At 70.9% G+C, this 19153-nt stretch carries 18 protein-coding genes and 3 tRNA genes; 14 read left to right on the forward strand and 7 right to left on the reverse strand.

Annotation, left to right across the window (positions count from 1 at the left end; all coding sequences use genetic code 11):
• Window positions 1-25 precede the first annotated feature (25 nt).
• The gene (gene gltX / locus ACIBP6_RS01130; RefSeq protein ID WP_397049258.1) at window positions 26-1357 is read left to right on the forward strand and encodes a glutamate--tRNA ligase; all 1332 of its coding nucleotides are present in this window, start codon (window positions 26-28) and stop codon (window positions 1355-1357) included.
• On the opposite strand, the gene ACIBP6_RS01135 is transcribed toward gltX, so the two are convergent.
• Window positions 1251-2507, reverse strand: a complete 1257-nt coding sequence (locus ACIBP6_RS01135) for an MATE family efflux transporter (protein ID WP_397047557.1) — start codon at window positions 2505-2507, stop codon at window positions 1251-1253. The genes gltX and ACIBP6_RS01135 overlap by 107 nt on opposite strands.
• Before the next feature lie 54 nt (window positions 2508-2561).
• On the opposite strand from ACIBP6_RS01135, the gene ACIBP6_RS01140 reads away from it, so the two are divergent.
• Window positions 2562-3107, forward strand: coding sequence for a PadR family transcriptional regulator (locus ACIBP6_RS01140; protein WP_132613481.1), 546 nt, complete (start codon window positions 2562-2564; stop codon window positions 3105-3107).
• Window positions 3108-3227: 120 nt separating this feature from the next.
• On the opposite strand, the gene ACIBP6_RS01145 is transcribed toward ACIBP6_RS01140, so the two are convergent.
• Window positions 3228-5198, reverse strand: a complete 1971-nt coding sequence (locus ACIBP6_RS01145) for a M3 family metallopeptidase (protein ID WP_397047559.1) — start codon at window positions 5196-5198, stop codon at window positions 3228-3230.
• Between the two features lie 166 nt (window positions 5199-5364).
• On the opposite strand from ACIBP6_RS01145, the gene ACIBP6_RS01150 reads away from it, so the two are divergent.
• Window positions 5365-5436 (forward strand) — tRNA-Gln (locus tag ACIBP6_RS01150).
• A gap of 37 nt (window positions 5437-5473) precedes the next feature.
• On the opposite strand, the gene ACIBP6_RS01155 is transcribed toward ACIBP6_RS01150, so the two are convergent.
• A complete protein-coding gene (locus ACIBP6_RS01155; protein WP_397047561.1) occupies window positions 5474-6409 on the reverse strand; it encodes an alpha/beta hydrolase in 936 nt (311 codons plus the stop codon).
• Window positions 6410-6518: 109 nt separating this feature from the next.
• On the opposite strand from ACIBP6_RS01155, the gene ACIBP6_RS01160 reads away from it, so the two are divergent.
• The 5 genes from ACIBP6_RS01160 (at window position 6519) to ACIBP6_RS01180 (ending at window position 10238) form a co-directional block, all read left to right on the forward strand.
• Entirely contained in the window at window positions 6519-7871 is a 1353-nt protein-coding gene (locus tag ACIBP6_RS01160) for a sensor histidine kinase (protein WP_397047563.1), read from the forward strand.
• Between the two features lie 248 nt (window positions 7872-8119).
• Complete coding sequence (locus ACIBP6_RS01165) at window positions 8120-8734, forward strand: response regulator (RefSeq protein ID WP_397047565.1); 615 nt, start codon at window positions 8120-8122, stop codon at window positions 8732-8734.
• A 60-nt stretch (window positions 8735-8794) separates the two neighbouring features.
• The gene (locus tag ACIBP6_RS01170; protein ID WP_397047567.1) at window positions 8795-9592 is read left to right on the forward strand and encodes a DUF1963 domain-containing protein; all 798 of its coding nucleotides are present in this window, start codon (window positions 8795-8797) and stop codon (window positions 9590-9592) included.
• A gap of 478 nt (window positions 9593-10070) precedes the next feature.
• A tRNA-Glu gene (locus ACIBP6_RS01175) sits at window positions 10071-10146 on the forward strand.
• A 19-nt stretch (window positions 10147-10165) separates the two neighbouring features.
• A tRNA-Glu gene (locus ACIBP6_RS01180) sits at window positions 10166-10238 on the forward strand.
• 734 nt (window positions 10239-10972) lie between these two features.
• Here the strand turns inward: ACIBP6_RS01180 and ACIBP6_RS01185 are convergent.
• Together ACIBP6_RS01185 and ACIBP6_RS01190 are read right to left on the reverse strand one after the other, a co-directional pair.
• Window positions 10973-12682 carry a hypothetical protein gene (locus tag ACIBP6_RS01185; protein WP_132622789.1) on the reverse strand — a complete coding sequence of 570 codons (1710 nt, stop codon included), beginning with the start codon at window positions 12680-12682 and terminating at the stop codon, window positions 10973-10975.
• Window positions 12683-12740: 58 nt separating this feature from the next.
• Entirely contained in the window at window positions 12741-13457 is a 717-nt protein-coding gene (locus ACIBP6_RS01190; RefSeq protein WP_043618626.1) for an IclR family transcriptional regulator, read from the reverse strand.
• Window positions 13458-13627: 170 nt separating this feature from the next.
• Here ACIBP6_RS01190 and leuC point away from each other — a divergent pair, with 170 nt between their 5' ends.
• From leuC to ACIBP6_RS01210, 4 genes are all read left to right on the forward strand, one after another.
• Complete coding sequence (gene leuC / locus ACIBP6_RS01195) at window positions 13628-15013, forward strand: 3-isopropylmalate dehydratase large subunit (RefSeq protein WP_397049260.1); 1386 nt, start codon at window positions 13628-13630, stop codon at window positions 15011-15013.
• A gap of 12 nt (window positions 15014-15025) precedes the next feature.
• A complete protein-coding gene (leuD, locus tag ACIBP6_RS01200; RefSeq protein WP_397047570.1) occupies window positions 15026-15613 on the forward strand; it encodes a 3-isopropylmalate dehydratase small subunit in 588 nt (195 codons plus the stop codon).
• The gene (locus tag ACIBP6_RS01205; RefSeq protein ID WP_132622793.1) at window positions 15592-15831 is read left to right on the forward strand and encodes an SCO5555 family protein; all 240 of its coding nucleotides are present in this window, start codon (window positions 15592-15594) and stop codon (window positions 15829-15831) included. The genes leuD and ACIBP6_RS01205 overlap by 22 nt, the downstream gene beginning before the upstream one ends.
• A gap of 99 nt (window positions 15832-15930) precedes the next feature.
• Window positions 15931-16230, forward strand: a complete 300-nt coding sequence (locus ACIBP6_RS01210; RefSeq protein WP_090760437.1) for an HU family DNA-binding protein — start codon at window positions 15931-15933, stop codon at window positions 16228-16230.
• 52 nt (window positions 16231-16282) lie between these two features.
• On the opposite strand, the gene ACIBP6_RS01215 is transcribed toward ACIBP6_RS01210, so the two are convergent.
• Window positions 16283-16489: a hypothetical protein gene (locus ACIBP6_RS01215; RefSeq protein WP_397047572.1), complete on the reverse strand. Its 207-nt coding sequence runs from the start codon at window positions 16487-16489 to the stop codon at window positions 16283-16285.
• Window positions 16490-16541: 52 nt separating this feature from the next.
• On the opposite strand from ACIBP6_RS01215, the gene ACIBP6_RS01220 reads away from it, so the two are divergent.
• A complete protein-coding gene (locus ACIBP6_RS01220; protein ID WP_397047574.1) occupies window positions 16542-17735 on the forward strand; it encodes an MFS transporter in 1194 nt (397 codons plus the stop codon).
• On the opposite strand, the gene cofC is transcribed toward ACIBP6_RS01220, so the two are convergent.
• Entirely contained in the window at window positions 17716-18363 is a 648-nt protein-coding gene (cofC, locus tag ACIBP6_RS01225; protein ID WP_397047576.1) for a 2-phospho-L-lactate guanylyltransferase, read from the reverse strand. The genes ACIBP6_RS01220 and cofC overlap by 20 nt on opposite strands.
• 129 nt (window positions 18364-18492) lie before the next feature.
• Between cofC and ACIBP6_RS01230 the strand changes: the two genes are divergently transcribed.
• Complete coding sequence (locus ACIBP6_RS01230; protein WP_397047578.1) at window positions 18493-19152, forward strand: lysophospholipid acyltransferase family protein; 660 nt, start codon at window positions 18493-18495, stop codon at window positions 19150-19152.
• The last annotated feature ends 1 nt before the right edge of the window (window position 19153 follow it).

A 19153-nucleotide genomic window follows, 5' to 3' on the forward strand; every position in this document is an offset into this window, starting at 1 on the left:
GCGGTTCGCCCCGTCACCAACCGGCATGTTTCACGTGGGCGGCGCCCGCACGGCGCTGTTCAACTGGGCGCTGGCCGAGCAGTCCGGCGGCCGTTTCGTGCTGCGCATCGAAGACACCGACGCGTCGAGGAACCGTCCGGAGTGGACCGAGGGCATCATCTCCGCCCTCGACTGGATCGGCATCAACGGCACCAACCCGACCTTCGAGGGCCCCTACTTCCAGTCGGCGTACGAGCCGCAGCACCGCGAGGCCGTGGCCAAGCTGCTGGCCGACGGCCGGGCCTACTACTGCGACTGCACCCGCGAGGCGCTGGTCGCCCGCACCGGCTCCGAGCACCGCGGCTACGACGGCTTCTGCCGCGAGCGCGGCCTGACCGAGGGCGCCGTGCGTTTCCGCACGCCCGACGACGGCGTGACGATCGTGCACGACCTCATCAGGGGCGACGTCGAGTTCCCCAACGAGGCCCAGGAAGACTTCGTCATCGCCCGCACCGACGGCTCGCCGCTCTACGTGCTGGCCAACGCGGTCGACGACATCACCCAGAACATCACCCACGTCGTACGCGGCGAGGAGCACCTCGGCAACGCCGCCAAGCAGATGTTGCTCTGGCCGGCACTCGGCACGACGCCGCCGGTCTGGGCGCACCTGCCGGTGATCGTCAACGAGCAGCGCAAGAAGCTGTCCAAGCGCCGCGACAAGGTGGCCCTGGAGAGCTACCGCGAGGAGGGCTACCTCGCCGAGGCGATGGTCAACTACCTGATGCTGCTCGGCTGGGGCCCCGGCGGCGATCGCGAGATCATGCCGTGGTCGGAGATGGTCCCGCTGTTCCGCCTCGAAGACGTCAACTCCGCCGGCGCGTTCTTCGACGAGAAGAAGCTGCGCGCGTTCAACGGCGAGTACATCCGGGCGCTGCCGCTGGAGACGTTCGAGGAGCGCTGCGCGCCCTACCTCGACCCGATGTGGGACCGCGAGCGGTTCAGCAAGGTCGCGAGCCTGGCCCAGACCCGCATCTCGGTGTTGTCGGAGATCCGGCAGAACGTCGACTTCCTCTTCCTCGACGAGCCGGTCTTCGACCAGGCGTCGTGGGACAAGGCGATGAAGAACGCCCCCGAGGAGATCCTCACCGGCTACCTGCAGCGGCTGGAGAGCGTGAGCTGGGATCCCGAGTCGCTCAAGCAGGCTCTGGAGGAGGTCGGCGCGGCCCACGGGCTCAAGCTGGGCAAGGCCCAGGCTCCCGTCCGGGTCGCGGTCACCGGCCGGACGGTCGGCCTGCCGCTGTTCGAGTCGATCGAGGTGCTGGGCCGCGAGCGTTCCCAGGACCGCATCCGCGCGGCGCTGACGCGCCTGCGAGGCTGATCGCGGCTCCGGCGGCCATCGCCAGCCACACGCCGGTGACGCCGAGCCAGGCGCTCAGCCCGTACGCGAGGGGCAGCTGCACCGCGAAGCCCGCCAGCGTGGCGGCGAGCAGGCGGCCGCCCCTCCCGCTCGCCTGGAGCACCCCGCCGACGGTGATCAGCCCGCCGAACGGCACCAGGTAGAGCGTCATCCACCGCAGGAAGTCGACGGCCGGGTGGAACACCGCCGGGTCTCCGGTGAACCATCCGGCGACCGGCGCGGCCACCGCGTTGAGCACGGCCGCGACCACCGCTCCCGAGGCGAGCCCGAGCAGCAGCGGCGACCCGGCGGACGCGGAGCGGGCGGTGCTGATCATCGCGGCCTGCCGCAGCGCGTAGAACACCATGACGCCGGCCAGCATGATCCTCTGCCCGATGCCGTAGCCGGCCACGGCCGCCGTGCCGAACCCCGCCAGGATGGCCATCTGCGCCATCCCCACCAGGTCGCGAGCCAGGAAATCTCCGGACATGGGAAGCCCTGTCCGGATCACCTCCCACACCTTCAGCCCGCCGCCGGCGGAGTGGAGGCGTACGACGGATCCGAGCGCGACCGCCAGCGTGACGACCCGCGCGATCACCGTGGCCAGCGCGGCCCCCCGCACGCCCATGCCCAGGCCGTGGATGAACAGCGGGTCCAGGCCGATCACCAGCGCGTTGCAGATCAGCGCGTGCCGCATGGGCCGCCTGGTGTCACCGAGGCCCTTCAGGATCCCGTCCACGACCGTCTGGGCGAAGAACACCGGCAGCCCGGCGAGCGAGATCAGCAGGAAGCCGGCCGTCAGCTGCGGTTCGTCGGTGAACAGCGCGGCCAGGGGCTCGCGCAGCAGCACTCCCGGCACCACGACGGCGAGGGAGAGGGCCGCCCACAGCAGCCACCCCGCCCTGATCACGGGGGCCAGTGGCGCGCGCCCGTCCCGCCGGGCGACCAGCACGGTCACGCCGGTCGGCACGGCCAGGAACACCCCGTACGCGACATGCTCGACCGTCGTGCCCACGGTGACCGCCGCGATGGCCGCCTCGCCCAGCGAGGACACCCAGAGCAGGTCGATCAGGCCGACCGCGACCACGGCGGTGAGCAGTTCCACGTAGACGGGCAGGGCCAGCCGGATCATCGTTTACCTCGCTTCGATATACCTCGTTTAGAGGTATAGCGTTACGATGCGCCCATGGCAAGCGGCGGTGATCTGAGCCTGACCATCCTGGGGTTCCTCAACGAGCGCCCCATGCACGGCTACGAGCTCAAGGCGCACCTGGCCGCGCTGACCGGCCACCTGCGCCCCGTCAGCGACGGCGCGCTCTACCCGGCCATCGCCCGGCTGGAGGCGAAAGGGCTGCTCGAACGGCACGAGGAGGCCGGCGCGGCGGCGGCCCGCAGGCAGGTGCTGACGATCACCGAGGCGGGCAGGCAGGAGCTGCTGCGACGGCTGCGCGAGCCCGCCGACCTCGACATCAGCGACCAGACCAGGTTCTTCGCCCTGCTGGCGTTCCTGTCGGCGCTGCCCGACCCCGCCGACCAGGCGAACGTCCTGCGCCGCCGGCTGGCCTTCCTGGAGGCGCCGGCGAGCTTCTTCTCCGAGGGCGGCAGGCCGGTCAGGGCGAAGGACGAGCCCGACCCGTACCGGAGAGGCATGCTGATCGTCGCCCGCGCGTCGAGTCAGGCGGAGAAGGAGTGGCTGCGGCAGCGCATCGAGGAACTGGGCGTGCCGCGATGATTCCGCGCGTCGTGCGGGCCGCCGACGCCGCGTACCCGCCGCGGCCCCGCGCACGGGGCGGCCCACCGCGCACGTTCGCGCAGTGGGCCGCCGAACACGCCGGCGCGTTCCGGTGAACGCTCAGTCGAGGCCGCGGCGGGACAGCAGCGGCCGGATGCTGGGCTCGCGCCCGCGGAAGTTGCGGAACGCGGTCAGCGGGTCGAGGCTGCCGCCGAGCGAGAGCAGCTGGCGGCGGAAGTGGTCGCCGTTGGCCCGGGTGAGGCCGCCGTTCTCCTTGAACCACTCCACGCTCTCCGCGTCGAGCACCTCGCTCCAGATGTAGGAGTAGTAGCCCGCGCTGTAGCCGCCGGTGAAGACGTGGGCGAAGTAGTTGGTCCGGTAACGCGGCCTGACCAGCGGGAAGGCGATCTGCGCGGCCTCCAGGGCGATCGCCTCGAACGCCTCGGGGTCGGCCACCGTCTCACCGGGCTCCAGCTTGTGCCAGGCCCAGTCGAGCAGCGTGGCGGCCAGGTATTCGACCGTCTGGAACCCCTGGTTGAACTTCTCGGCCGCCTTCAGCTTCTCCACCAGCTCGGCCGGCATCGGCTCGCCCGTCTCGTAGTGCTTGGCGTAGTTGGCCAGCACCTCGGGCCAGGTCGCCCACATCTCGTTGACCTGCGACGGGTACTCGACGAAGTCGCGCGGCACGCTGGTGCCGGACACCCGCGGGTAGCGCACCTGCGAGAACAGCCCGTGCAGCGCGTGCCCGAACTCGTGGAAGGCCGTGTTCACCTCGTCGTACGTCAGCAGCGTCGGCCCCGAGGCCGGCTTGGTGACGTTGAGGTTGTTCATGACCACCGGCTTGAGCCCGAACAGGAACGACTGGTCGACGAGGTTGTTCATCCACGCGCCGCCGCGCTTGTTCTCCCTGGCGTACGGGTCGAGCACGAACAGCCCGAGCCGGTCGCCGTCCTCCTCGAACACCTCGAACACGGTCACGTCGGGGTGGTAGCCGCTCAGGTCCGGCCGCTCGGTGAAGGTCATCCCGTACAGCTTGGTGGCCGCGAAGAACACGCCGTCGCGGTAGACCCGGTTCAGCTCGAAGTACGGCCGCATCGCCGCGCCGTCGAAGTCGTAACGGGCCTGGCGGACCTTCTCGGAGTAGTACGACCAGTCCCACGGCTCGATGGCGAACCCGGCCTGCTCCGCCAGCTCCTCGGCCTCCTTGCGCGCGTTGCGCACGGCCGGGCCGACGAGCTGGCCGAGCATCTGCTCCACCGCCTCGACGGTCTTGGCGGTCTGGTCGGCCACCGAGTAGGCGGCGTGGTTGGGGAAGCCGAGCAGCTCCGCCCGCTCGGCCCGCAGCGTCGCCATCTCGGCCGCGATCCCGAAGTTGCCCGGCGCCCGGCCGACGCTCAGCTCGTAGAGCCGGCGCCGCACGTCGCGGTCGGTGAGCTGGGCCAGGCCGGGCTGGTTGGTGAAGTTGAGCAGCGGCAGGACGTACGTGCCGTCGTCCTTGCGCAAAGACTCGATCTTCGCCTCGTCGAAGCCGTCGAGCTCCTTCGGGTCGGTCACCACCAGCGCCGACTCGGTGGAGGCCTTCAGCAAACTCTGCGCGAACTCCGTGGACAGCTTCGACAGCTCCTCGTTGAGCTCCCGCAGCCGCGCCTGGTCGGGCTCCGACAGGTCGGCCCCCGCCCGGATGAAGTCGTCGCGGTACTTCTCCAGCAGCCAGGACTCCTCAGGGACGTCCGTGGTGACCTGCTTGATGCGCGCCCACAGCGCCCGGTTCAGCCGGATCGCGTCGCTGTGCCGGGTGAGCTGCGGCGAGACCTCCTTCTCGATCGCCATGATGCCGTCGCTGGAATTGGACGCGGCCACGCTGAAGAACACCGTGGCCGTACGGTCGAGGATGCGTCCCGACCGTTCCAGCGCCGCGATCGTGTTCTCGAACGTCGGCGGCTCGGGGTTGTTCGCGATCTCCTCGACCTCGGCCAGGTGCTCGGCCATGCCGCGCTCGAACGCGGGCAGGTAGTGCTCCTCGCGGACCTCTCCGAACGGAGGCAGCTGGTAAGGGAGATCACTGGGGGCGAAGAAGGGGTTCTCTGCCAACGCTGGGGCTCCTCCACGTGGTGTTTTGTCCCCTTCAGCTTGGCACGGACGGGCACCCGCCGGGGGCGGTGGAGCGCCGGTTCGGGAATCGTTTTGGTCTTAGCCCCCGAGCTGGGCTATTCTTTCGGACGTCGCCAAGCGCGCTCCGCAAAGGGGCTCGTAACGGTGGGGTATGGTGTAATTGGCAGCACGACTGATTCTGGTTCAGTTAGTCTAGGTTCGAGTCCTGGTACCCCAGCATTGAACGGATGTCTCCGACCGAGGCGTCCGTTTTTTCATTTCGCCAGCCCGTGCAGGATCTCGGTGATCTGCGGGTAGGTCCTGGCGGTCGGTGCGTGGGTCATGTTCAGGGTGAAGACCTTGAACGTGTTGCCGGGGGTGGCCGCGTCCGCTTCCCTGATCATCCGGTCCTGCAGCGCGAGCGGTATCGTCCGGTCCCTCGTGTGCCGGATGAAGACGCGCGGCACCCGTCCCCACCTCTCCTTGCTGCCCCGGGCGTCGGCGCTGCCCACCAGCATGCTCTCGTCCGGCAGCACCGAGTTCAGCATCGCGAGGACCTCGCCGTCGCTCGCGTCCGCCATGAACGCCGCCCTGACCGCGTCGATGAACGTGCGGTTGTTCGTGCGCCAGTTGATGCGTACCGCGTTGATCACCGTGGGGTCGGCGACGATGCCCGCCAGCAAGCTCGGCGTCAGGCTCGTCCGGCCCTCGGGGGTGTTGACGTAGTCGTTGGCCGAGCGCAGGTTCGTGCAGCAGAAGGCGGTGTCGTAGACCAGCCGGTCGATGAGGTCCGGTACCTCGTCGGCCGCTCTCGTGATCGTCAGGCCGCCGAGGCTGCCGCCGACGAGGATCACCGGGCCGTGGTCGGCGACGCGGCGTACGACGTTCACCGTGGCCTCGACGTAGTCGTCCAGGGTCACGCCGGCCACCGGCGACGGCAGCTTCGCCAGCGTCTCCAGGTCCTGCGGCGCCTGGTAGGCCACGTGGAACTGCTCCTCGGGCCCGTGGCCCGGCAGGCTCACGCCCACCGTGCGGTGGCCGCGCATGGTCAGCTCGGGGTCGGTCGAGGCCACGCCGTTCGAGCCGCTCACGAAGACGTACGTGGTGACGTCCTTCTTCCGCCTGGCCTTCGGGGCGACGGCGGCGGTGACGGTGCCGGCGCCTGTGGCGGCGGCGAGTTGGAGGGCGGTTCTGCGGGTCGGTGTGTTCATGTCCCGATGGTCGCGGAGGGCGGTCGCGGCGCACATCGCCCGGCCGGTTCGTCGTGCGGTGGAAGCCGGGCATCAACCGATCGGTGGACGGCGTGCCAGGCTGGGTGTCATGAGCTGGCAGGACCGCCCGGAGCGCTGGGTCTACACGGCGCTCGCGTACGCGCTGCTCGCGGTCTCGACGACCGTGGCCGCGTTCTCGGGCGAGTTCTCCTGGGACGCCTTCGGATGGGTGGCGGGTGACGGGGGCGCCCCGGCCCCGGACGAGGGCTCTCCGGGCAGGGACGCGGCCCCCCAGGAGAGCGCCCCGGCCTCGGACGTGGTCCCGGACGAGGACGCCCCGGCGCGTGAGGCGCCGTGGGCGGGTGTGTCGTGGCCGGGTGTGCCGTGGCTCGTTCTGCCGCCGTGGCCTGCTCTCGCGGCGGTCTCCGCGCTGTGGCTCGTCCCCATCGGCTGGCTGCACGCCCGTCGCGACACCCACCGCCTGCTCGTCGTCGGTCACTACGTCGTCCTCATCGCCCTGGCCGGGGCGATGACCATGCAGAGCGCCGCCTTCGTCGTGTTCGCCTCCATCGGCTACCCGCTGGCGATCGCCCTGCTCCCCGTCCGGCTGACCATGGCCGGGGTGACACTCACCGCCATCGTCAACGTCGCCACCCAGGCAGGCCCCGGCGCGCAGGCCACGTTGCCCGCCGTGCTCGCCGGAGTGGCGCTGCCGCTGGTCCTGGCCGGCTGGTACGTGTCCGGCGAACACGACCGGCGCCGCCGCCTCGTCGAGCGCCTCCGGGCCGCCCTCGACGAGAACGCCACCCTGAACGCCCGGCTGCTCGACCAGGCCAGGCGGGCGGGCGTGCTCGACGAGCGGAACCGGATGGCCGGCGAGATCCACGACACGGTCGCCCAGGACCTCGTCGCCCTGATCGGCCAGATCGACGCCGCCGACCGCGCCGGCCACGACGACGCCCGCCGCCGTCACCTCGGCCGCGCCGGCGAACTGGCCCGCCGCGGCCTGTCGGAAGTCCGCCGCTCCGTACGCGCCCTGCGTCCCGAGCCGCTGGAGGACGCACGCCTGCCCGAGGCCATCGGCGACATGGCCCGCTCGTGGGCCGACGCGGCAGGCGTCGAACTGCGGATGGAGGTCACCGGCACCCCCGTGGCCCTGTCCCAGGATGTGGAGGCCGCGTTGTTCCGGGTCGCGCAGGAGGCCCTGGCCAACGTCGCCAAGCACGCAGCGGCCACCAGGACGGGCCTCACCCTGTCGTACACGGACGATCTGGTCCTCCTCGACATCCGCGACGACGGCACCGGTTTCGTCCCGCAGACGCCCTCTGACGGCTTCGGCCTCGACAGCATGCGCCAACGCGTCCGCTCAGTAGGCGGCACGTTGGAGATCGAATCGGCACGGGACGAAGGCACCGCCATAGCCGCCACCGTCCCGATCATCCCGACCAGCGAGACTCCTTGACCCCGTACCGCCGCCCCGCCTGGTCGGCCGCACCGTGGGACGGGGTTCACCAGGGCGCGGAACGCCGCGATCGGCGCTACCGGCCGGTCGTTCCAGGGTGGAGGCGGACCTGTGATCGGCGATGTTGAGGCCGGTCTGTTCGTTCCCCCGCTCAGCCGCGCCGGCATGGGGCGGCAGGCGGGGCCGTTTCCGTCAGCCCGCTTGTCGGGGCACGATGAGACGGTGAAGGACGTTCGCGGGGAGGGCCGATGGCGTTGAGGCTGCTGATAGCCGACGATCATCCGATCGTGCGCGACGGCCTGCGCGCCGCGCTGGGCGATGAGGCCGACTTCGAGATCGTCGGTGAGGCGGCCGACGGCGAGCAGGCCGTACGCCTGGCCGCCGAGCTGCGCCCCGACATCGTCCTCATGGACCTGCGCATGCCCGGTATGGACGGCGTCACCGCCATCCGCCTGCTCAGCGGAACCGGGCCGCGCGTGCTGGTGCTCACCACGTTCGACACCGACGTGCTGCCCGCGCTGGAGGCCGGGGCCAGCGGCTACCTGCTCAAGGACGCCCCGCCGGAGGAACTGGTCCGTGCCGTACGCGCCACGCACCGGGGCGAGACCGTGCTCGCCCCCGCCGTGGCCGGGCGGCTGGCCGGCGACCTGCGCAGGCCCGCCCGCGGGCGGCTGAGCCCGCGCGAGTTGGAGGTGCTGCGGCTGGTGGCCGGGGGAGCGACCAACAAGAAGGCGGCGGCCGACCTGTTCATCAGCGAGGCCAGTGTCAAGACACACCTGCTGCACATCTACGCGAAACTCGACGTCCGCGACCGCGCCTCCGCCGTGGCCGAGGCCTACCGCCGCGGCCTCCTCGCCTCCTGACTCCGCCTCGCCTCCGGGCTCGCAGCAATTACTGTCGGTGGCGGTTGCGAAGATCTCGGCGTGGATTTCAACGACCCTGCCGGCATGCTGCGAGCATGCGTCGAACGGCTTGGTGACAAGGCCGGTCGGCAGTACGCAACCATGGCTCGCCCGGGTTTCCGGTTGGAGCGCGCGATGGATGACGCCCAGGCCACCGGTCAGTGCCGGCTCGCCGGCCCCGCGCTGCTCGCACCGGGCAACCCATGGCCGGAGGTGGGCGGCGTCCCGTTGTCCCTGTACGCCGTACTCGACACCGATGCCTTGGCCCCCTGGCTCGGAGAGCATGTGCCCACTCGGCCGGGCTTGCTCAATTTCTTCTCTCTCGATCCGGACGTGCCGTACGAGGAGTACCGGATGCTTGATGTCTACGCGCCTGAGGCGTGGCGGGTGATTCCCGCCGATCCCGCACAGGCGGTGGAGACGGCCGCGCCCGAGCCGGCGAGGAGCTACCCGGCCACACCTGTACACGCGGCCGCGACGCTCATGCTCCCCGATCCCTGGGACGTGGAGGATGGCGACGTCGAGTTCGACGAGGACGCGTACTGGGGCGCGTCGGCGCTCATCCTCGAAAAGATGGACGGACTTGACGGGAACACCGCCGGCAGCCATTGCGCCTTCGGCTGGCCCGACACCTCGTACGCGTCTCAGGTGACCCGCCGCGACGCCGACGGCCCCGCGATCCACCTGCTCCAGCTGGCAGAGGACGCGGATCTCGGGTGGGGCTGGGGTGACGCCGGGACGATGTACTTCACGATTTCGGCGAAGGCGTTCGCGGCCGGTGACTTCAGTCAGGCCGTGGCGGACATGCGTTGCTGCTGACCACCCAGCGGCCGGTCAGGCCTGCACGAGTTACCCAGGCCAGACGTCGCCTGGCCGGGTTGTCAGGCCCGACGTCGCCAGGATCCCTGTTGTGGGAGTAGCGCGACCAGGGCGTTCCCGCCGCCCCGGGGCGGCGGCGCCGGTGGCGTCGCTGCTCTGGGCGGGCCCGGGCGAGTCGCTTGCCGGTCAGAAGTGCGGCCTGTGCGAATGCGCGCAGGGCGAGCGTCTGGCGCCGCTCCCACGGCCCGATTCGAACCCCTTGGCGCCGACCACGGTTCGGCGGATGTCGCCGCCGGACGGCAGGGAGTGGCGAGCCTGCTCAAGCCTTCGATTCGGCGTGGAAACACGGCGTGGTGGGGCGGGGGTAGGACGCCACAGGCCCGATCTCGCGGGCGGATAAGCGGTTTGGAGTGGTCTTGCGGGTGCGGTAGAGTTACCTGCGTCGCCGGGGAAGCCCGGCACATCAGCTTGTGGACAGGGTCCCGTCGTCTAGTGGCCCAGGACGCCGCCCTCTCAAGGCGGTAGCGCCGGTTCGAATCCGGTCGGGACTACCACTTGTCACAAGCTCACGAAGGTCCCGTCGTCTAGTGGCCCAGGACGCCGCCCTCTCAAGGCGGTAGCGCCGGTTCGAATCCGGTCGGGACTACGTCTGCAACAACCGCTCCGGTGCGCCAAGCCCGGAGCGTTTCGCATTTCGGTGCCCGGCTCCAGCACCACATCCCTTTTGTCCGACTTTCACGTGTGCGGCTTCAGCGTCCACGTCCACGCAACGGCCGCTCGATGTATCGGCATTCGGGAACGGCGATTCTTCGTACGGTGGGCCGGCCGGTCTACCTGGATGCGCCGCGCGTCGGATCGATCGGCGCGAGGTGGGGCTCCGGGTCGTGCGGCGCCACGAGCGGCCGCGGTTGATCCGGCGGGGCCGACCAGGTGAAGGTGATGGTCCCCGGGCGGCGACTTTGTGGGTAGCCGAGTCGATGAAACTGATCTTGTAAGGGGTCCCAGCAGCCGGCCCTCTTCGGAGTCGTTCGGGGACGGTCACCTTCTCGGGTAAGCCGCCGACCAGGCCCCGATGCCGCATGGAAACCACCGACCCCACAGCAGGGTCCGATCACTCACCGCTGCTTTCCCCTGGTGGGCGGCTTTCCGGGTCAGGGGATCTCGGGGGTGGTTCTGCGGGCAGCAGGGTCTCGCGGACAGGGCCCAGTGGGCGCACGTAACGGTGGGTGGCCATGTGAGCTGGAGGAGCGTTTCCCTGGAGGGAGGCCCGCCACGTGCGGGGGGGTGGGGCCGGCCGCCGTGAGCGTGAAGAAAACGAAGAGGTCCCCGCCGGGGACGGCGGGGACCTCTTGTACGGCGGTTCGAGCGCCGAAGGGCGGGCTACAACGAGCGAGCCTTGAACAGCGCGCGGCGGGCCGCCTTGGCGATCTGTTTGTCCGGGTGGACCTGGGAGATCAGGTCGAGCAGCTCCTCCACGTGGGCGTGCGGGATCTTCCAGATGACCTCGAGCAGCCCCGTGGTCATCTCGTCGCCGATGTCGCGCAGGCTGCCCACGAACTCGGACCGGCCCAGCCCGGCCGAGATCGTCCACATGTCGAGAATCAGCCAGTGGGTGTCGTCCTGCGACGGCTCGGGCGCCCCTTCGACGCCCAACTGGCTCAGGTGGGTGGCCGCGTACGGCCGCAGCGACGGCTCCTCGAGCGCCTTCTGCCAGGCCGGGACGGCGGCCTCGCCCAGCGTGCCGACGACGCTGGCCGCCTGCACCCTGATCAGCGCGTCGCTGTCGTCCTCGGACGCCGCCTCCAGCAGCTCCTCGGCCGCCCGGTGGGGCTCGCGCAGCCGCATCCACGCCGCGAACTCGGCGTCGGCCTCCTCCTCCGGCAGCTCGGCGCTGAGCGCGAGCAGCTCGTGGGCGCTCATCGACTCGATCGCGGGACGGGCGTCGACCTCGATGTCGGCGTCGTCGATCAGGTGGACGACGCCTTCGGTGCCGAGCGGCGTCAGGCGGACCGTGTCGCCGTCGACCTCGACCATGCCGTAGCCGATCAGCCAGTCGATCGCGGGCGCCAGCGGGTCACCCGCCGCCTCCCACGCGTCGGAGCCCAGCTCGTCGAGCTCGGCCGCGGCCTCCGACAGCTCCCGCGCCAGCTCGTCGCGCTCGCGCGAGCCGCCCGCGAGGAGCAGCCTGGCGAGCAGGCCCCGGGTCAGCCCCGTCAGGGCCATGGTGAGGTCTTCGTCGTCGAGTTCGGGGTCGCCGTAGTCGACGGAGTGCAGCCCGAGCATCCAGGCGTCGAGGACGTCCTCGTCGTCGTCGAACGGCCACTCCGCCGTGTCGTCCTGCACCCCGACCGTGCTGCCCTCGCCCGGCTCGAGGAACTCGAGGTCGACGGCGAGGTTCCAGATGTTCCACAGCTGGGGCACGGCCTCGGAGACGGGGCCGTCGGTCTCGGGCCTGGGCAGCCCGCTGGCCACCAGCGCCTCCTCGACCTCGGCGTCGGTGAGCAACGTCTCCTCGCCCACACGCCGGCCGGGGCCGACCCAGACGGCCAGGTCGCGCGCCATGGCGATCAGCGGCGCCCGGCGGGCGGCCTCGGCCAGCTCGGCGTCGGGACGCAGCCTGATCGTGTCGAGCGCGGCCAGCTGGTCGGCGAACGGCTCGAAGTCGCCCAGGTCACCGGCCTCCTCGTCGTCGTCGCCGTCCTCGGAGTCTTCGAGCAGCTCCTCCATGAGGTCGACGAACTCGTCTTCGACGTCGTCCAGCTCGGCCTGCAGATCGGCGAGGGAGTCCGAGCCCTTCGCGAGCCTGCCGGTCTGGTCGAGGAACGTCAGGTACGCGTCCACGGCCGGGAGCATCCCGTCGGCGGCGGCGTCGGGATCCTCCACGACCTTGGGCATGCGCTCGAGCAGCAGGTTGCGCAGGTCGGCACGCTTCCACGTGCCGAGGTCCTGCGAGAAGGCGAGACGGTGCCACAGTGCGGCGGGCCCCACGAGCTCGGGGTCGCTTCCGGGGGCGTTCGCACGCGCCCACATGATGAACTCTTCGAGCAGGGGTCGCAGCTCAGTGGCGGCTACCTCGATGCGATCTGTCACGCACTCAGGCTAGTGCGCTCCTGAGGCACTCGGCTCCCCAAATACCTGCTTTTGCCGATCATGACGTGCGGCGCATCGCCTCGGTGATGCGTTCGGCGGCGGCCATGACGGGCACGGCGTGGAGGCGTCCCGGTGCCCTGGTGAGGCGTTCGATGGGGCCGGAAACCGACACGGCCGCGATCACCTTGCCGCCGCTGCCCCTTATCGGCGCCGACACGCTGGCCACGCCCTGCTCGCGCTCGCCGACGCTGTGGGCCCAGCCCCGGCGGCGTACGGAGGCCAGCGTGGCGGCGGTGAACTTCGCGCCGCGCAGCCCTCTGTGCAGCCGGTCGGGCTCCTCCCACGCCAGCAGGATCTGCGCCGCCGAGCCCGCCGTCATGGGCAGCGCCGACCCCACGGGGACGGTGTCGCGCAGGCCGCTGGCCCGCTCGGCCGCCGCGACGCACACGCGCTCGTCACCCTGGCGGCGATACAACTGGGCGCTTTCCCCCGTCAGATCACGCAATTGCATCAGTACGGGCGCGGCCACCGCCAGCAGCCGGTCCTCGCCCGCCGCGGTGGACAACTCCGACAACCGGGGGCCGAGGACGAACCTCCCCTGTGTGTCACGACTCACAATGCGGTGATGTTCGAGTGCGACGGCCAGCCGGTGGGCCGTGGGTCGGGCCAGGCCGGTGGCCTGAACCAGCTGCGCCAGTGAAGCGGGCCCCGCTTCGAGGGCGTTGAGTACCAGAACGGCCTTGTCGAGTACTCCGACTCCGCTAGAGTTGTCCATAAACCGATACTGCAGTCTCGACATATGAGAAAGCAAGTCGTAGGTTTCTCCCGCGAGGGGAAGCGCCGGTCTCTGACGACGAGCGCGGAGAACGGCGCCGCGGACGGAAGAGACCGGGTCCGAGCGACCGAGCGGCGATGGGCAGCATCGCACACCAGCAGGAGGAGATCATGGCCCGCACACTGGCCGAGAAGGTCTGGGAGCAACACGTCGTCCGGCGCGCCGAGGGCGAACCGGACCTGCTCTATATCGACCTGCACCTCATTCACGAGGTGACCAGCCCGCAGGCGTTCGACGGGCTCCGTCTCGCCGGGCGTAAGGTGCGACGGCCCGATCTCACCATCGCCACCGAGGACCACAACGTCCCGACGGTGCTCGGCCCGATCGCCGACCCGGTGTCCAAGACGCAGGTCGAGACGCTGCGCAAGAACGCCGCCGAGTTCGGCATCCGGCTGCACCCGATGGGCGACGCCGGCCAGGGTGTGGTGCACATCATCGGGCCGCAGTTCGGCCTCACGCAGCCCGGCATGACGATCGTGTGCGGCGACTCCCACACCTCCACGCACGGCGCGTTCGGCGGCATCGCGTTCGGCATCGGCACCTCCGAGGTCGAGCACGTGCTGGCCACGCAGACGCTGCCGGCCTACCGGCCGAAGACGATGGCCATCGAGGTCTCGGGCGAGCTGCCCGTCGGCGTCACCGCCAAAGACCTGATCCTGGCCATCATCGCCAAGATCGGCACCGGCGGCGGCCAGGGTTACATCGTCGAGTACCGCGGCGAGGCCGTGCGCGAGCTCTCCATGGAGGGCCGCATGACCGTCTGCAACATGTCGATCGAGGCGGGCGCCCGCGCCGGCATGATCGCGCCGGACGAGACCACGTTCGCCTACCTGAAGGGCCGCCCGCACGCGCCGCAGGGCGAGGCGTGGGACCAGGCGGTCGCATACTGGAAGTCGCTGCACACGGACGACGACGCCGTGTTCGACAAGGTCGTCGAGATCGACGCCTCGACGCTGACCCCGTACGTCACGTGGGGCACCAACCCGGGCCAGGGCCTGCCGCTGGGCGAGTCCGTCCCGACCCCCGAGTCCTTCGACGACCCGGTGGCGCGCGCCGCCGCCGAGCGGGCCCTCGAGTACATGGGCCTGACCGCCGGCACGCCGCTGCGCGAGATCGAGGTCGACACGGTGTTCGTCGGCTCGTGCACCAACGGCCGCATCGAGGACCTGCGCTCGGCCGCGGACGTCCTGCGCGGCCGCAAGGTGAAGACCCGCACGCTGATCGTGCCGGGCTCGATGATGGTCAAGCTGCAGGCCGAGCAGGAGGGCCTGCACGAGGTGTTCAAGGCCGCCGGCGCCGAGTGGCGCGAGGCCGGCTGCTCGATGTGCCTGGGCATGAACCCCGACACCCTCCGGCCGGGCGAGCGCAGCGCGTCCACCTCCAACCGCAACTTCGAGGGCCGCCAGGGCAAGGGCGGCCGCACCCATCTGGTGTCGCCGCAGGTCGCCGCCGCGACCGCCGTCACCGGCCGCCTGACCGCCCCCGCCGACCTGTAAGGAACGACAACGATGGAAGCCTTCACCACTCACACCGGTACGGCGGTGCCGCTGCGCCGCAGCAACGTCGACACCGACCAGATCATCCCGGCCGTCTGGCTCAAGCAGGTCAGCCGCACCGGCTTCGAGAGGGGCCTGTTCGCCGCCTGGCGCGAAGACCCCACCTTCGTGCTGAACGACCCCGTCCACGAAGGCGGCACGATCCTCGTCTCCGGCCCCGACTTCGGCACCGGCTCCTCCCGCGAGCACGCCGTGTGGGCCCTGCAGCAGTACGGGTTCCGCGTCGTGATCGCCGCCCGCTTCGGCGACATCTTCCGCAACAACTCCACCAAGATGGGCCTGCTGCCGGTCGTGCTGCCGGCCGAGAAGGTCGAGCTGCTGCAGGCGGCCGTCGAGGCCGAGCCCACGCTGGAGGTCACCGTCGACCTGGTCGGGCGCCAGGTGCGCTGGGCCGAGGAGGCGGTGGCGTTCGAGATCGACGACTACACCCGCTGGCGGCTCATGGAGGGCCTCGACGACATCGGCCTGACCCTGCGTCACGCCGACGACGTCACCACGTACGAGAATGGTCGGCAGCCATGGCTGCCGACGACCGTCTAGAAGACGACGAACTGGCGCGGCGGTTGCGCGAAGCGCACCGCCGCGTCCGCATGCTCCCCGCCGCCGACAAAGAGCGCCTCGCGCGCCGTTATCTCGCCATTTGTGACCTTGCCAAGCGTGACCCGGAAAGGGCCGCGGCACGTCTGGAAGCGTTTCTCACCTCCCTCGACGCCACTTTCGACACGCCACGAGACGTAGAAAACACGCAGGGTGATTGAGTTCCCCCGCGATCCCGCCTACTTTCGAGCGCGTAAGGGGTTTCTACGTCGTACTCGTGAGCCGGAACCCCGAGCCGTAACTGGGGGAGCAGGACTTACATGAACAAGCGAGAACTCGTCGAGGCCATCGCGGATCGCGTGGGCGACAGGAAGACGGCCACCGAGGCCGTGAACGCGGTCATCGACGCCATCCAAAAGGCCGTGGCCTCCGGCGACAAGGTCTCGATCACGGGCTTCGGCGCGTTCGAGATGGTGAACAAGCCCGCCCGAACGGCGCGCAACCCGTCCACCGGTGCGGAAATCAATGTCGCTGAGAGCTGGGCGCCCAAGTTCCGTCCCGGTTCCGATTTCAAGGAGCTGGTGAACGAGGGCGGCAAGAAAATCGGCAAGAAGAAGTAAACCGGTTGTCGCTGCGAAACGCCCGGGCCACGGTGGCCCGGGCGTTTCGCGTTCACCGGTCGGGGACCGGGAAGGTCGACAGGGTGACGTAGGTGATCTCGCCGCCCGTCATCGCGAGGTTGACCCGCTGGCCGCTGCGCAGCAGCCGCAGCGGGCCCGCGTCGAAGGCGGCCGTGCCGAACTCCAGCACGGTGCCGTCGTCAAGGAACACCGTGCCCGAGCGGGTGGCCTCGTCGAAGCTGCGTACGGTCGCCTGCATGCCACCAGGGTAAGAGGTTGTCCGGCGGCGGGCGAGCGAACATGATCACGTCATGGGGGATCTGCGGCGATTCACGTGGGCGAACGCGGTCACCCAGCTCGGCACCCAGGTCACCGTCGTCGCCCTGCCACTGACCGCCGTCCTCGTCCTGGACGCGGGTGCCTTCGAGCTCGGGGTGCTGTCCGCCGTCCAGACGGTCGCGTTCCTGCTGGTGGGGCTGCCCGCGGGGGTGTGGGTGGACAGGTGGCGGCGTCGTCCGGTGCTGGTCTGGTCCGAGCTGGTCAGGGGCGTGGCCCTGCTGACGGTGCCCGCCGCCGCCTGCCTCGGCGCGCTCCCCCTGCCTCATCTGTACGCCGTCGCGCTGGTGCTCGGCGTGGGCACGGTGTTCTTCGACGTCGCCCAGATGAGCTTCCTGCCCGCGATCGTGCCCAAGGAGCAGTTGGAGCGGGCCAACGGGCGGCTGGAGGCCACCCGGCAGGTGTCCGTCCTGGCGGGTCCCGGACTGGGCGGGTGGCTGGTGGCCGCGCTCACGGCCCCGTTCGCGCTGCTGGCCGACGCCGTCGCCTACCTCGGCTCCGCGGCGCTGGTGTCCGGCGTACGGGCTGTGGAGCCGTCCAGGGACGGTGGGAAGGGCGGGCTGCGGGCCCAGGTGGCCGAGGGCATGGCGTTCGTCCTGCGGGAGCCGGTGCTGCGCAGGGTCGCGGCCGGGGGCGCGCTCACCCGGGTGGCCCTCGGCGTCTGCGCCGTCGGCTACCTGCTCTACCTGGTCGTGGAGCTGCGCGTGGCCACCGCCGGCTACGGCCTGCTGCTGTCGGCCGCCGCCGTGGGCGCCCTGGCCGGCGCGGCTCTGGCGTCCCGGGTGACCTGGCGGCACGGCGTGGGCCCCACCCTGTACGGCTCCGCGCTGCTCACCGTGGTCCTGCACCTGCCCGGCGCGGCCACCGGGCCAGGATGGCGGCTGTTGATCTTCCCGGTCGCCTCCGCCCTCGCGGGCGCCGCCGCCACGGTCTTCAACGTGGCGCAGCTCAGCTACCGCCAGCGCATCACCCCCGAGCGCATGCTGGGGCGCGTCCACGCCAGCATGCGCTTCCTCATGTGGGGGGCGATGCCGCTGGGCGGGCTGGCGGGCGGGGCGCTGGGGGAGTGGCTCGGCGGCCAAGGGGTCTTCGCCGCCGGCGTCGCCCTGCTCGGCCTGTCCTACCTCCCGATCGTCACCGCCCCCGGCATCAGGCGGGTGGCGGCGTGACCGGCCACAGGTCGGCGACGATCGCCGCGGTGTGCTTGCCGAGCCCCAGGCGGATCGCCGCGCGCAGGTCGTCGGGGGTGTCGACGTCGCGCCTGACCGAGTCGATGCCCGGCACGCACAACTCCTTGGCGCCCACGGCCAGGTGCTTGGCCCGCGACTCCCCGCCGAAGCGCGGTGTGAACGGCCGCCCGGGCAGCACCCCGTAGAACGTCGTGCCGACGTCGAGCGCGTCCGGCACGAACGACTGGTCGAACTCCGCCGCCGCCTCCAGCGCGCGCCCCAGCTCGGCCGGCCGCAGGGCGGGCAGGTCGGCCTGCAGCGCGCCCACCGCGTCGCCCGGGGCCAGGCGTACGGCATGGGCGGCGCCCGTGCGCAGCGCGGTGTTGAGCCCGCGGTCGGGGTCGGGCACGACGTCGGCCCCCAGCGCGGCCAGCGGCCCGGCGGCGGCGGGATCGGCCGTCACCACGACCACCCGGGCGACCTGCGGGCACGACAGCGCCGCAGCCACGGTGTCGCAGGCCACGGCCACGGCCAGCCGCGCTCGGTGGGGCCCCGTCGCGGCGGCCAGCCGGGTCTTCGCCGCGACCAGCGTCTTCACCGGAATGACCAGGGACCAGCGGATGCTCATAGGGTAAGCATCCCGCCTCGACATCTCCTCCGGCCAACCGGGAGACTTGGGGCGCACCCGTACGTGTTGGAGGAGACCATGAGCCGCCCCACGAGACCGTCGCGTTTCTGGGAAACCCTGGCAGTCGTTGTGGTGAAGCCCCTGTCCTGGCTCCTGGTCAAGAAAGACTGGCGACACGGCGAGCGCATGCCGCGCACCGGCGGCGTCATCATCGCCGCCAACCACCTGTCGTGGACCGATCCGGTGCTGCTGTCGCACTTCCTGTACAACCACGGCCGCTGGCCGGTGATCCTGGCCAAGTCGGCGCTGTTCAAGGTGCCGCTCCTGGGCAAGGCCGTGAGCAGCCTGCTCGCCATCCCGGTCGACCGGGGCAGCGCCGAGGCGGCCAGGTCGCTGCGCATCTCCTCCGAACGGCTCGCCGACGGCTGCGCGATCCTGTTCTACCCGGAGGGCACCTGCACCCGCGATCCCGGCCTGTGGCCCATGGTGGGCAAGACCGGCGCGGCCCGGCTGGCGCTGGAGAGCGGCACACAGGTCATCCCGGTGGCCCATTGGGGAGCACACGAACTGCTGCCGTACGGTGAGAAGAGGCCGAGGCTGTTCCCGCGCAAGACCTTCCGGGTGTCGGTGGGGCAACCGGTCGACCTGTCGAAGTACGCGGGGCAGCCGCCGCACGCCGACGTGCTGCGCGCGGCGACGGCCGACATCATGGCGGCGGTCACCACGCAGCTGGCGGAGCTGCGGGGCGAGAAGGCTCCCGAGACTCCCTACGACCCCGCCGGACGGTGAT

It is taken from the genome of Nonomuraea terrae, from assembly GCF_044465245.1.
GTDB lineage: Bacteria > Actinomycetota > Actinomycetes > Streptosporangiales > Streptosporangiaceae > Nonomuraea > Nonomuraea terrae.